Genomic DNA, 13,707 nt, shown 5'->3' on the forward strand with positions numbered 1-13,707 from the left:
ATTCATTTACATAGCAGAAAGTTTGGTGCAAACGATTGTATGAACAGCCTAAAACAAGTAAAAACTTTAGCTCCGGAGACTAACCAAATTGAGCTCCTTTTTGAGCGCATAGCTCTTTCGGATGACCAACTTGCCTTTGCCCAATTTTTCAGACTACTGTACAAGCCCCTAATGGCAGCATGTTTGCCTCTGATAGGCTCCGTTGAGTTAGCCGAAGAAATTGTTAGTGATGTTTTCTGCGCCATTTGGAAAAACCGGAAAACCATACAGGTTCATACCTCAATAAAAGCATACCTGTTCACGAGTATTCGAAACCGCGCCTTTGACTACCTACGAAAACTTAAGCGTGAAAAATCAACTGACCTGGAGCATGCCCATGGTATTGCAAGCCCAGAAGAGTCTCAGGAGGATTTAATGGAAACCCGGGTTTTGACTGAAAGAGTCGAATCCGCCATCAATAGTTTACCGCCACAATGCCGTACCATCTTTCTACTCAATCGTGAAAAGGGACTTAAGTACCGTGAAATTGCCGAGCAACTAAGCATCAGCATCAAAACAGTTGAAACCCATATGGGCCGTGCCCTAAAACACCTCCGCACTCAGCTTTTATAGTTATGCCAATGTAGGGGAAGTCGACTTCCATTAACGTCTCTTGAAATATGAGCATTACTGCTGCGGAATGGAACGTGCTAGCTAAATGGCTATTCGACTCTTGTACTGAAGAAGAGCTAACAATAGTTAAGCAACTGTTTAAAAAAAAACCTGCATTGCAAGGTGATCTGGAAATCGTTTATGGAAAGATCATGGTGAATTATTTACCCGAAACGTTTCACGAGAATCTCTATAAAAAAACCATTTCCAAGTTAAAAAATTCAGCATCCTGACTGCATGAGAATACCTCTACTTACCAGCTTATTTAGTGTGCTCCTGTTTGAGATAGCAGCCCAAACCACAGGAGGATTATCAGGAAAAATAACCGATAAAAGTTCTCGTGAACCACTGATTGGCGCAACTATCAGCCTTTCAGGCACAACGATTGGCGACATTGCAGACGTAAATGGTAATTTCAAATTACTGGGTATTGCTCCGGGAAAAAAAGTCTTTGAAATACGATTTATGGGTTATAAGTCCCAGCAAATTGAGGCTACCATTATGGTCGGTGAAATCATTTCAGTAAACATTTCACTAGAGTTAGATGCCCAGGTAATGGATGAAATTGTTGTTACCGCCCAAGCCTTGGGTCAGGCAGGAGCTATCAATCAACAAATTAATTCCAGCACTATTGTGAATGTTGTTTCAAAGGACAAAATACGTGAGTTGCCCGATCAAAATGCTGCCGAAACCGTAGGACGAATTTCTGGAATATATATTCAACGTGATGCCGGTGAAGGTCAGAAAGTTGTTGTTCGTGGATTGGCCCCACGATTCAATAATGTAACGATTAACGGTCAACGCATTCCCTCCACAGATGCCAATGACAGGTCTGTTGACCTGAGTATGATCTCCCCTTCTATGCTTTCGGGTATTGAAGTTTACAAATCTGCCCGCCCGGATCAAGATGGTGATGCTATTGGCGGCACCGTAAATTTCTTATTTCGAAAAGCAACAGAAGACCCAGAGTTAACGATCAATGCACAAACCGGCTACAACGGAATAATGAAAGAGTTTGGGCAATACAAAATGGATTTAAGCTACGGAAGGCGTTTTGCAAAAAACAAATTAGGGCTCTACGCAACCGGAAACCTTCAGCAAGTTAACAGAAGTTCTGACCAGCTACGCGGCTCGTACCTTTTTTTAGGTGAAGATGTCTTTGGCCAGTCACTAATCAGTCCAAGTGAGGTGGATCTTGCAGATATTGTTGAAACCCGAATACGTTATGGTGCAAGCCTAACGGCAGATTATTCATTAAATCCTCGTCACTCGATTATTCTGGATAATGTCTACAGCTACACAGATCGCGATGAGGTACGCAGAAGAAGGCGTTACCGTTGGGGAGAACAGCGTCAGGAGTATGAAATCCGCGACCGCACCATTGGTGTGGGGTTATTTACAACATCACTTTCGGGTAATCATAAACTGGGCGAAAAAATGGAGCTAACGTGGTCAGGCTCTTATTCAAAAAGTGTTCAGGATAATCCTAACAGTTACACATCACGATACCGAGAAACTTCAGCATTCAACTCCACTGGTATCGACCTCACGGGCCAACCGCTGGATTCCATTCCTAAACTTGCCCGAAATAATTTAGGTGAGACCTTTCTTAATCAGGTATTTTTAGATTCAGATGAAACGGATGATCAAATTATTACAGCCCAGGTTGATTTAAAAATTCCGTACACCTCTTCATTCGGCTCGGGCTTCTTTAAAACAGGACTAAAAGCACGCGATAACCAACGCACCAGAGAAAGAAACAGCAACGTTGGCAATTACTTTTCGCCTCTGTCACAGGAGCTTGCGTTTTTCATAAACGACTTCCCTAACCTGTACCAGCGGGTTCCGAGTAATGGTGGTATTGCTATTTCCAATTTTTTAAGTGGATTTTCAGCCGATGACTTCTTAGACGGCCAGTATTACATGGGGCCCGGAGCGGGGGAAATTAATGGACCAGGGTTAAACAGAAGTTTAACCAGTGGCCTGATCAGAAACATGGCCAGCCTAAACTACTTGTCAAAAGATTTCCTCGCAGATATTGATGACTATACATCTACCGAAACGATTTACTCCGGCTATATAATGGCCGAACATAACTTTTCTCCCAAGCTTTTGATTCTTGCCGGGGTTAGAGTTGAGCAAACAAAAACGACTTACAGGGGAAATTATATGATCGCTGGAATTGATTATGATGATGGTGGAGCTTTCGAACAGTTGACTATTGATAGTCTGGGTGGCCGAACATACACTGAATTTCTTCCAATGATTAACTTACGCTACAAAGTAAACTCATGGTCAGATATCCGCGCTGCTGCAACACGAACATTATCCCGCCCAGATTTCACTAACCTCATCCCCTACCGCAGAATTAATGATAATGAACAAACTATCCGGCAGGCAGACCCAAATCTTTTACATACCACTTCATGGAATTACGACCTGACCCTTTCCTTTTACAATAAGTATGGCTTGATATCCCTGAGTGGGTTTTATAAGCAACTGCGCAACATTGACTATGAACGTGTCTATACCCGGATTCTCCCTCCCGATGATCCTTACGTGGGGTATGAGATCTCCGCTCCGGATAACTCCAGTCAACCGACAACCATCATGGGAATGGAATTCGATTTACAGGCTAATCTTCGGTTTCTTCCAAAACCATTTAACGGGATAATTCTATCGGCTAACGCGACAATTCTTGATTCCAAAACGTTTTATCCTTTTATACCATCACCACAACGTTCATCGGAACCTCCATTTACACCCTTTGTATTATTGGATGAGTTCCGGCCAGGTCGGGCACCCCGCCAAGCAAATTTCATTAGTAATATTTCCATAGGTTATGAGGTAGGAGGATTTAGTGGCCGTGTTTCCATGGTTTACCAAGGCGATACATCCAGCGAAATAGGGCCGGTGCCCGCATTGGATTCTTATACAGGAAGCAACACGCGATTCGATTTGGCATTACGTCAAAAAGTCTCTAAAAAACTACGATTGTTTTTTAACTGGAACAATTTCACTAATGCCGCAGAGTTGTCTTTTTTAGGCGATACATCCCGGCCCACCAGCGAAGTATATTATGGATTTACCGCAGATTTAGGACTTCAGTTTAGATTGTAAACGATATGAGGTTAAAATTTTTAATAATCATAATCATCTTGATAACCTTGTCGGCTGAAGTGTGTGGCCAACAGCGAAAGGTACGCGTACCGGAAGGATATGGAACTTTAAATGAAGCAATCCGGAATGATACTACAGCCAATGGACAACGCAGAGATCCTAACACGATTTATGTCCTGAAAAGAGGGGGTGTTTATGTATTAAGTGGCACCATCTTGGCCAGCGGTTTCAACCTTTATCTGGAAGCAGAAGAGGGAGATGGCCCAAGGCCATATATGCTAATGGGCTTTTTAACCGGTGCCGCTCAAGTTGATGAAAGCATAAAGGTGTTTAACAACCTGTCGATGAAATCAATTTATTTGACTAACATAAATGAATTCAACACCTATTTAGCCCGGATTGTTTCCGTTGACGCTCCTAACGTAAGACTTGAATTTAACGATTGTCTTTTTGATGGTTCCGGACAAACATTCATCCGATTAAATTCTGGAGGTAGTAAAATCTACATGCGCAATTGTACCGTCAGTCGTATGGGCAGGCCCAGCAATCCGGACAATGGGCGTGTAATTGATGACCGGGGCAATCAAGTTGATTCTATTGTTGTGGAAAACAATACCTGGTATAATGTAACATCCAGAGTTATACGTGATGGAGGTGCAGAAATAAACTATGTACGCCTAAATCAAAACACTTATGTAAATGGGGGTCAACGTTTTGCACAAGTTGGTCCAGTACGAGAGTTTTACATGAACAATAATCTTATTGTCAATCCACGTTACATCGGTAACAGTCCAACTTCAGAAATAGTGGCATTGGAATTCAGTGCCTTTGGGAGCAGCCCAGTTATTAATTTTGATTACAACAATATTTATTACGAAAAAGAAATAACCGATACATGGGATTATATAAGCACTCAACAAACAACCCCAAAAGTAAAACCTCCCTTTGTTTCGCCTGCTAACCAAATTTACCTGACTAATGCCACGGGGTTACTGGAAGAAGAACTGAGTTTTGAAAATGGTCCTGTGCCACCAGTGCAAATCATTCTGGAATCTGAACTTGGCTCTGGATCATCGGTGTCGGATTGGGATTGGAGTAACGCCATTAATACTAATCCTTGGGGGTTAAATGCACTTGCATACCACAATTTTGCATACAGCAACACAAGTGCCTCTTACACGGGCTCCAATACCGGTGAGCCGTTGGGAGATTTACGTTGGTTTCTGAATTATGAAATTACATGGAACTTGGTTGCGCTAATTAAGGAAGCAGAGGCACTGATTTCAGAATATGAAAACAACGCAGTTATTGAAAGTAATCCAATTGCCCTGACTAACCTACAAAGTGCTATTGCAGCAGCACGAACAGTCGCGGAAAATCCTGCGGCAAACCGAGCTATAACAGCCTCATCCTATCAGGCATTGCAAACCTCCATGCAGAGTTTCAAAAGTAGTTTTATCATTACGAACGTTGAAAATCCAATTGAATCAATCTATCGGTTTTTCCCCAACCCGGTTCGCGATTTCATCTACATTCCAAATACAGAAGGAAAAGCAGATCAGGTAATCATCCGAGGGGTAAATGGGCAAGTGCTGATTGTTAAAAGTATTTCGATGGGTATTCATCTGTTAGAGACAGACCAACTACCAACTGGGATTAATATTATTCAGTATGTGAAAGATGGTCGGATCATGGCAACTCAAAAAATGATCAAACAATGAAAATCAAAGAATTAATATTAGTAATATTATCTGTTGCTCAATTAACTTCTTGCAGCGATGAGACGGATCAATTAACTGCTAAAGAAAAGGCAACTATTTTACTATGCAAGACCTGGGGTACCGGCTCAGTTATCCTGGATGGCCAGGACATTACTGATTTTGGTTACACGAACACAGAGCTTACGTTTATTGATAACGGAACATGGACAGCCATTAATGGTGGAGATATTTTTGAAAGCAGCGGCACGTGGTCGTTCAGCAATCAGAACTTTACTCAACTAAACATATCAGGTGTGGAGGCCACTATAAGCCTCAACCCCCAAGGTCAAAGTTTACAGCTGAATTTAATTATTGTCACCGGTCCGATTGGTGGACGGAATACCAATATAAACGGAGACTACAGTCTTTTTTTATTACCAAAATACTCGCCTGAGTAAGGGAGAAGAACTTAAATAACGTCATACTAACTAAAACACTTACACCTATGAATAAGCTAAAAGTAATACTGAGTTTATGCTTGATCACAATGCTTACCGTTGTGGTAATTTCTTGTGGGGATGACGAAGAGCCGGAAACTTTGCCACCCGTATTAAATTTTTCTGGTGGAAATGCTGCTAACGTAGAACGAAATGCAAGTGTCACCATTGGCCTCTCACTCACCGCCCAGGCGGGTATAAAATCGCTGACCGTTAATGGAACCCCGGTAGCAGGTGTTACAGTTGGTTCAACTACACAAACCCTTGACTACCAATACACAGTCGCGAGTACAGCCGCATTTGGACCATTACCACTAGAATTTGCATTAACCGATAACAAAGACAGAATTGCGTCCAGTACCTTTACGGTCACCGTTATTGGTTCAACCATAAATTTATCATCACTTGCAACCGATGGTGTTATTTCAACAGCTGTTACATTAGAAAAGCAAAATACCTATTATTTAGATAGAAGAATATCTATCGCAAATGGAGGTATTCTTACCATTAATCCGGGTACAGTTATTTATGCAAAAACAACCGGTTTACCAGCAGGTGAAACACTTGCCAGGCTTTTGATAGAGACATCAGGCAAAATTGTTGCTAATGGAAGCGTTGCAGAACCTATTGTCTTCACTAGTGAAAAGATCCTAACCAACAATGCAGCCCCAGGTGATTGGGAAGGTTTACGGGTAAATGGATCAGCAGGAACAGACCAAGGCTCATTACGTTACGCCAGAATAGAATTTGCCGGAATAGGTGGCCCTTCCGGAACAAGCGCGGGACAAGAAGCTGCAGTGCGTTTAAACGGTGTGACTGCATTTGTTTTTGAATTTGTTCAGGTTTTTCGCTCTGCATACGAAGGAATACTCTATCGTAGTGGAACAACCATCCATATTAAAAACATTATCGCTACGAATTGCGAAGGCCGTGGCTTCCACTTCAGGGATGCTGCATCTCAGGGAACCGGGCAATTTTTAATTGTACATCCAAGAAACCTGGTTAACCTACAGGCAGCCGAAACCGGAGAAGGATCTGCCATCGATATTCGTCAATCAACAAATGTTAATTTAGCGAATATTACAATATTAGGTCCCGGAAGAGTAGTTGAAGGATCAACAATGGACGGTATCCGTGTTTGGTCCGATGTCTCTTCCGGATCAGCCCGAATATTCAATTCATTAATTGCTTTCTTTCCGGATGACGGGGTCCGTATTGACCCATCTGCTGCCACTGCTGTTGATGGTGACGGAAACCCAGTATTTACAGCTACTCCGATGTTTGCGTTCAACCACATATTCCAACTTGGTGATGAAATGTTACGCGGAAATGCCAATGCCCAGGTATTTGCTACTAATGCTGGCTTTGGAAATACGCTGACCCAAGATGCAACACCTGCTGTTTCTGCCGGTATAACGGTAGATAGTTATGTACCTTCCGCAACCATAACCAGTACAAATAACCCGAGTTCATTAGGAGCTCCTTTTGTATCTGCAGCATATGTTGGAGCTATTGGTGCTACCGATTGGACAGCCGGAGGTTGGGCGAAAAATCCTAATGGAAATATCAGACCTTAATAAAACAGCCTCATAAGTAAGTTAGGCTAGGTAGAAAGTCCCACACTTACGTGGGACTTCCCTTTTTTCTTCACAACACAATTACTCTATGAATCTAGAGCAAACCTGGCGATGGTTCGGGCCAAATGATCCAGTGAGTTTGATAGATATCAAACAAGCAGGCGCTACCGGCATAGTTACTGCACTTCATCATATCTCTAATGGAGAGGTATGGACTGTGGAAGAAATTCTAGCCAGAAAACGAGAAATTGAAAAATATGGATTGGTTTGGAGTGTTGTTGAGAGTGTACCGGTGCATGAACACATTAAGCAACAGAAGCAGGGGTATAAAAAATTTATCGCCAACTATATCCAAACCATTTACAACCTCAGCGACTGTGGCATTAAAACAGTCTGCTATAATTTTATGCCTGTACTCGATTGGACCCGCACGGACCTTTCATATATCACTTCAGACGGTTCTAAAGCACTGCGATTTGATAAAGTTCATTTCGCGGCCTTTGACTTATTTATACTAAAACGTAAAAATGCAAATCAGGATTACCATCCTGAAATTTATAACCGGGCTAAAACATATTTCGCTACTGCCACAAAAGAAGAACTGCACACACTTCAGAAAACTATTCTTGCCGGTTTACCGGGAGCTGAAGAAGGCTATACTCTTGCTAAATTTGAACTCGCGTTGGAAGCTTATGAGAACATTCATGAAAAGCGGTTGCGAGCATCGCTTTACGAATTCATTTCTACTGTAGCCCCTGAAGCTGATCAAGCGGGTGTTCAATTGGCTATTCATCCGGATGACCCCCCCTATCCGATTTTGGGCTTACCTCGCGTGGTGAGCACCGAAGCAGACTTGAACTTGTTGCTTGACGTGTACGATTCTCCGGCAAACGGTATCTGCTTTTGCACAGGCTCACTTGGTGTTCGACCGGACAATGATTTAGGACTCATGGCCTCACGCCTTGCCAAACGAATTAACTTTGTTCACCTGCGCAGCACACAACGTGATGAACTCGGAAACTTTTTTGAAGCCAACCACCTGGAAGGCGATGTTGATATGCCCAGTGTGATGAAAGCAATTATTATAGAAAATGAAAAGCGGAGCAAACCTATTGCCTTTCGTCCTGATCATGGCCACCAGATATTGGATGATCTTCATAAAAAAACAAATCCCGGTTACTCTGCCATTGGGCGATTAAGGGGATTGGCGGAGTTACGTGGTTTGGAATTAGGTATCAGGAGCATGTTGAATTAAGAAAATATGAGAATCAAAATTAACCATGTTATTTTTATAACAGTTGTGGCATGTGTTTATGCATGTACTCAAAAAAATCAAAATCACATCTACAACATAACAGATTTTGGAGCGGCAGGAGACAGTGTCACACTTAATACATCCTCTATTCAGAAAGCCATTGATGCCTGCAGCAACGCTGGTGGCGGAGTAGTCCTATTCCCAAAAGGCAAGTTTATAACCGGCACATTAATTTTAAAAAGTAACATTGAATACCAGTTTCAGGCTGGTTGCATGCTGATTGGCAGTGCTCGTATTGAACATTATAATGCTCCTGAGGGTGACCATAATATTATGCTCATTGCCCAACAGCCACAGCGCGAAACACTTCGCGTACTGCTTGATGGAACTGGAGTTTCCAACATTTCATTCACCGGCAAAGGCACTATTGAAGGTAATGGCAAACACTTTTGGGATAGCGAATACGCACCTCTGGAAAGACCTGTACCATGGATTTCATTCCGCGATGCGGAGAACATTACCATTCGTGATATAACTTTTCAAAATTCGCCAAGTCACGTTATCCGGTTTCAAAAATCAAGTCAAATTACTATTGATGGCATTAAAATTATCAATGATGCCCGTAGCCCAAATACCGATGGAATCGATTTGGTTGATTCCCAAAATGCATTCATCACCAATAGCTTTATTTCAACAGGCGATGATGCTATATGCCTCAAAACAGACACCGGTGGTATTGTTGAAAATATTGTGGTCACCAATTGCATTTTGGAAAGTGATGATGCGGCTATAAAATTTGGAACCGGATCAGCTGGTATTACCCGATTCTGCTCGTTTAATAATATTACTATTAATAAAAGCCGCTACGGAGTAAGTCTGTTTATGCTGGAGGGCGGTGTGTTTGAAATGAATAATTTTTCAAACCTCATTATAAATAAAGGGTCTCGACACAAGCATGAATACCCCATCTTTATTGATGTGGATAAAAAAAGACCTGACGATGAATACGGTTTAATCAGGAATACAACCTTCACCAACCTGTTGATCAGGTCAGGAGGTAAAATACTGATTAACGGAAGACCAGAGCAGCCTATTCGCGACCTAGCTCTTACCAATATTCAATTTATTATTGACCAGGAAGTCGATTTTACTAAGGCTTCTAAACCTCGTGGAAATAAGAACTTCCCGAAACTTCCGGAGAGCATTGATCGCTCTTCTGTATCGGCTCATGTAACCTTTGGCTATATTGATAACCTTACTATGAACAGTATTAAATTATTACCCGACCCCTCCAGTAGTCGGAAAAATTTTGATTTGGAAGAGGTAAAGATTACCAAGCAGGACTAGGTAAGGTGTTGCACCTAATTAACCACTTAGTGATTGTCAAGGATCAGACGGGTCTCTTCCAAATCCAACTCATAGTCTATTTTACGTAAAACCTCTTCACTGATTTTACCTTCCTTTCTCAGCAAATACACCATCTTTCGTTCCGCCTCAACAAGTTCCCGTTGTATGCGCAAAAACGCCTGCACGGTTTCGTCATCAAGTTTCTGTTTGGATTGATCTTTCCTTATCCGCTGTATTCGTATCTCATATTTGCTCTTAATGATCGGAAGCAGGTCATCACCAATGAGGGAATAATTCTCTTCAATGTGTTCAATCAATCCCGAGGCAATACGAAGCCGCGCTTCTTCCTCGTCTTTCGCAACCTGGTTATCCGGTTTTAAGCCAAGCCATTTAATAAGTGGTCTCAGGCTTAGGCCTTGCAACACAAGCGTTGCAAAAATCACACTGAAGGTGAGGAAAATAATCAAATCACGATTTGGAAATGGTGAATCATTGGCGACCGTCAACGGCAAAGCCATGGCTGCTGCCAGCGAAACTACTCCGCGAATGCCCGACCACGCTACTATGGTAACAGTTTTCACGTTGGTGGAGGTTTCCCGTTCACGAATTTCTTTACTCAACCAACGGGGTATGTAGGCACCAGGATAAACCCAAATAATCCGAACTAATATCACCGCACCACTGATCATCAATCCGTAAAGAATAAGGTCACTCAGTGAGAATTTCTGTATTGCATCCAATACATATGGAAGTTGAAGCCCGATGAGGATAAAGATGATACCGTTCATGATAAACACTACCGTATCCCACGTAGCAATGGCTTGAACTCTTGCCTTCTGCGAAAGAAATTCATTCGCCTTTCTGCTTAATAATAAACCGCATGCTACTACGGCCAACACAGCCGATAAGCCCAAATGATCGGCAACCAGGTAACAAACAAAAGGCGTAATGAAAGTCAGGGTTGTATCGGTGGTTGCATTATCAGGTGTTATCTGGTGAATCCATTTAAACACATACCCAATGGCCAACCCAATCAGTATCCCTCCGCCTGCTACTACAAAAAACTGCAGGGTAGCATCACCCAAACTGAAAGCACCGGTAACAACTGCTGCCACCGCAAAACGGTATGCAATTAAACCGGTTGAATCATTCACGAGGCTCTCACCCTGAATGATGGTTACCACACGCTTTGGCACGTTAAGTCCTTGCGTTGCAGCCGTAGCGGCAAGGGTATCGGTTGGCGAAATGATCGCGCCCAACACAAAGGCTTCGGGCCAGCCCACACCGGGAATAAACGTATGGGCTACCCATGCAATGGCACAGGTGGTAAAAATAACGCAGCCAACAGCCAGTAAACCTATGGGCCGCCTGGCTGCTTTAAAATCAGGCCATGAGGTGTACCATGCATCGGCATAAAGCATGGGTGGGAGAAATAGGAGAAAGATGATATCCGGATCAAGATCAAGCCTGGGCAAACCGGGGATTAAACCAATCCCCAAACCGGCAAGCACCAACAATATCGGGTATGGAATCCTGATCTTGTCCGTTACCTCGGCCAAGGCTGTTACAACGGCCAGCAGCAAAATAACGATCTCAACAATGTGCATAAAATGAAAGAAACTGGCGTTTAAGGGGCTTTAAAAAAATAAACTTTAGCATTAGCGGCTAAGACACTATATTTAGTGTAAGTAAATTCAAAAGACCCTAATCCACAACGTACATGAGAATAGTTTTTACCCTCGCCTTATTCTTGTCGTTAATAAGCGGAGTGCTTCATGCCCAGGTTGATCCGCTATACTCCCAATACCTGAACAACCCCTTTTTGATTAACCCAGCCTACACAGGCATGAACAATTACATGAACCTGATGGTAGGGTATCGCAAACAGTGGGCGGGATTTGACGGAAGTCCTACTACCCTTTCGGCCACAGGCCATACCAGCCTTTTTGATAACCGCATGGGCGTTGGCCTTATCATCTCACAAGATAAGGTGGGTGAGAATACCAATACCTTTATCCAAGGCACCTATGCCTATAAAGTTCGATTTGACGATTACCGGTACATCTCCTTCGGCTTACAGGCAGGCATTATGAATTTCAGGAGTGACAACAGTGAACTTAATATTGCCGACCCTTCTGATCCGCTGTTCAACACCAATCAAAATGTGATCAAACCTTCTTTTGGTGCAGGGGCAATCTTTCGGACAGACAATTTATTTATTGGTGTTTCGGTTCCCCGCATCCTGAAAGCCAGCGAAAGTTTTGAAGATGTGACTGCTGCATTGTATACCCAACACTATTATGGATTTGCCTCCTACCTGTTTCTTTTATCCGACCGGGTAAAACTAAAACCAGCCGTTTTGGTACGCGCAGTAAGTGGTTCACCGCTCTCTACCGATGTAAACTTTCAATTCAACATTGATGAACGTTATGCCATTGGGGCACTTACCCGTAATTTCAATACCTACGGATTTTTGGCACAGATCAAATTCAACGAATTCCGGTTTGGGTATGTATTTGAAATGCCAACCAACAAATCGGTAGGCACACGCTTTACATCGCATGAAATTACCCTGGGGTTAAACTTAGGCGTTTTCAACTTCCATGATGTAACTCGCATTAGCGACTTCTGATCAAAAGCTAAGCCTGCTTAAAAACTCCTTTAGTTCGTCTTTGATAGGCCGGTCATTGTTTATGCCAAGCTGTTTGTTTATTTCAGTATTCGATTTGATCATGAGCTGGTTAAGTTTCATGTGCTGGTTGATCAGGATAAACTCAAGGTCGGGAATAAGTTGCTTTAACTCATCTACAATATCCATTACCGATAAAGTACGGTCAACCAGGTTATAAGTACCGCTCTTTAATTTAACCGCAAGCACATTGGCCAGGGCTTGCGAAACCAAATCGATATGAATAAACGTGCGGGTTTGTTCACCATTGCCATGAATGGTTATGCGCTTTTCAAAATTCGCTTCAAAAACAAACTTGTTGATTACCGCATCAAAACGCATGCTGGGGCTATAACCATAAACATTACCACACCTAAAAATATAGGTATCCATCTTATCGTTTAGTCGGGCAACATGTTCTTCGCCACGAAGTTTTGATATGGCATAGAATGTTTTAGGGTTGGGCGCAATGGATTCATCCAGTGCATGTTCGGATGAACCGTAAACCCCCACACTACTGGTATAGATAAATCTTTTTACCGCACTGGCCTCAACAGCATAAACCAATTCGGCTGTACCCCAATGATTGATTTGTTCGTACAGGTGCGCATCGGAATGGGCAAAGGGTGTAGTTACACGGGCCGCTAGGTGATAAACAACATCAATACCGTCAAGGGACTTTTTAAGGTTACGAGAATCCAGTAACTCTCCTTTTACGAAAACAACTTTGGTATGGCCAGAAAACCGATCACCTAAAAATAAATTATAATTCTGCCGGCTAAGGTTATCATAAACAACAATCCTTTCCACGGCTTTGTCAGCGGCTAACCTCCTGATTAACTCTGTACCGATGTAACCTGACCCGCCTGTTACCAAAATATTCATAAACTAA

At 42.6% G+C, this 13,707-nt stretch carries 11 protein-coding genes; 9 read left to right on the forward strand and 2 right to left on the reverse strand.

Annotated elements, in window-relative coordinates:
* Positions 1 to 39 precede the first annotated feature (39 nt).
* The 8 genes from KIT51_11360 to KIT51_11395 all read left to right on the forward strand — a co-directional run bounded on the left by KIT51_11360 (position 40) and on the right by KIT51_11395 (position 10,147).
* Positions 40 to 612: an RNA polymerase sigma-70 factor gene (locus KIT51_11360; GenBank protein ID UYN85482.1), complete on the forward strand. Its 573-nt coding sequence runs from the start codon at positions 40 to 42 to the stop codon at positions 610 to 612.
* A 47-nt stretch (positions 613 to 659) separates the two neighbouring features.
* Positions 660 to 884 (forward strand): hypothetical protein, encoded by a 225-nt coding sequence (locus KIT51_11365; GenBank protein UYN85483.1) that lies wholly within the window; start codon positions 660 to 662, stop codon positions 882 to 884.
* Between the two features lie 4 nt (positions 885 to 888).
* Positions 889 to 3,771, forward strand: a complete 2,883-nt coding sequence (locus tag KIT51_11370) for a TonB-dependent receptor (protein ID UYN85484.1) — start codon at positions 889 to 891, stop codon at positions 3,769 to 3,771.
* 5 nt (positions 3,772 to 3,776) lie between these two features.
* A complete protein-coding gene (locus tag KIT51_11375; GenBank protein UYN85485.1) occupies positions 3,777 to 5,492 on the forward strand; it encodes a T9SS type A sorting domain-containing protein in 1,716 nt (571 codons plus the stop codon).
* Positions 5,489 to 5,929, forward strand: coding sequence for a hypothetical protein (locus tag KIT51_11380; protein ID UYN85486.1), 441 nt, complete (start codon positions 5,489 to 5,491; stop codon positions 5,927 to 5,929). The genes KIT51_11375 and KIT51_11380 overlap by 4 nt, the downstream gene beginning before the upstream one ends.
* A gap of 47 nt (positions 5,930 to 5,976) precedes the next feature.
* Positions 5,977 to 7,545 (forward strand): hypothetical protein, encoded by a 1,569-nt coding sequence (locus KIT51_11385; protein ID UYN85487.1) that lies wholly within the window; start codon positions 5,977 to 5,979, stop codon positions 7,543 to 7,545.
* Positions 7,546 to 7,633: 88 nt separating this feature from the next.
* Entirely contained in the window at positions 7,634 to 8,800 is a 1,167-nt protein-coding gene (uxuA, locus tag KIT51_11390) for a mannonate dehydratase (protein ID UYN85488.1), read from the forward strand.
* Positions 8,801 to 8,806: 6 nt separating this feature from the next.
* On the forward strand, positions 8,807 to 10,147 hold the full coding sequence (locus KIT51_11395) for a right-handed parallel beta-helix repeat-containing protein (protein UYN85489.1): 1,341 nt from the start codon (positions 8,807 to 8,809) through the stop codon (positions 10,145 to 10,147).
* Positions 10,148 to 10,173: 26 nt separating this feature from the next.
* Here KIT51_11395 and KIT51_11400 read toward each other — a convergent pair whose 3' ends face one another.
* A complete protein-coding gene (locus KIT51_11400) occupies positions 10,174 to 11,754 on the reverse strand; it encodes a Na+/H+ antiporter (protein ID UYN85490.1) in 1,581 nt (526 codons plus the stop codon).
* A 113-nt stretch (positions 11,755 to 11,867) separates the two neighbouring features.
* Here KIT51_11400 and KIT51_11405 point away from each other — a divergent pair, with 113 nt between their 5' ends.
* Positions 11,868 to 12,779 (forward strand): type IX secretion system membrane protein PorP/SprF, encoded by a 912-nt coding sequence (locus KIT51_11405; protein ID UYN85491.1) that lies wholly within the window; start codon positions 11,868 to 11,870, stop codon positions 12,777 to 12,779.
* Here KIT51_11405 and KIT51_11410 read toward each other — a convergent pair whose 3' ends face one another.
* Positions 12,780 to 13,700, reverse strand: a complete 921-nt coding sequence (locus tag KIT51_11410; GenBank protein ID UYN85492.1) for an NAD-dependent epimerase/dehydratase — start codon at positions 13,698 to 13,700, stop codon at positions 12,780 to 12,782. It abuts the gene before it with no gap.
* Positions 13,701 to 13,707: the final 7 nt, after the last annotated feature.

This window comes from Cyclobacteriaceae bacterium, from assembly GCA_025808415.1.
Lineage (GTDB): Bacteria > Bacteroidota > Bacteroidia > Cytophagales > Cyclobacteriaceae > UBA2336.

Excerpts from the sequence above, each read along its gene's own strand:
- KIT51_11370 (UYN85484.1), top strand. The coding sequence starts at position 889 with ATGAGAATACCTCTACTTACCAGCTTATTTAGTGTGCTCCTGTTTGAG.
- KIT51_11395 (UYN85489.1), top strand. The coding sequence starts at position 8,807 with ATGAGAATCAAAATTAACCATGTTATTTTTATAACAGTTGTGGCATGT.
- KIT51_11400 (UYN85490.1), bottom strand. The coding sequence starts at position 11,754 with ATGCACATTGTTGAGATCGTTATTTTGCTGCTGGCCGTTGTAACAGCC.
- KIT51_11385 (UYN85487.1), top strand. The coding sequence starts at position 5,977 with ATGAATAAGCTAAAAGTAATACTGAGTTTATGCTTGATCACAATGCTT.
- KIT51_11380 (UYN85486.1), top strand. The coding sequence starts at position 5,489 with ATGAAAATCAAAGAATTAATATTAGTAATATTATCTGTTGCTCAATTA.
- KIT51_11375 (UYN85485.1), top strand. The coding sequence starts at position 3,777 with ATGAGGTTAAAATTTTTAATAATCATAATCATCTTGATAACCTTGTCG.
- KIT51_11410 (UYN85492.1), bottom strand. The coding sequence starts at position 13,700 with ATGAATATTTTGGTAACAGGCGGGTCAGGTTACATCGGTACAGAGTTA.
- KIT51_11365 (UYN85483.1), top strand. The coding sequence starts at position 660 with ATGAGCATTACTGCTGCGGAATGGAACGTGCTAGCTAAATGGCTATTC.
- KIT51_11405 (UYN85491.1), top strand. The coding sequence starts at position 11,868 with ATGAGAATAGTTTTTACCCTCGCCTTATTCTTGTCGTTAATAAGCGGA.
- KIT51_11360 (UYN85482.1), top strand. The coding sequence starts at position 40 with ATGAACAGCCTAAAACAAGTAAAAACTTTAGCTCCGGAGACTAACCAA.
- uxuA (UYN85488.1), top strand. The coding sequence starts at position 7,634 with ATGAATCTAGAGCAAACCTGGCGATGGTTCGGGCCAAATGATCCAGTG.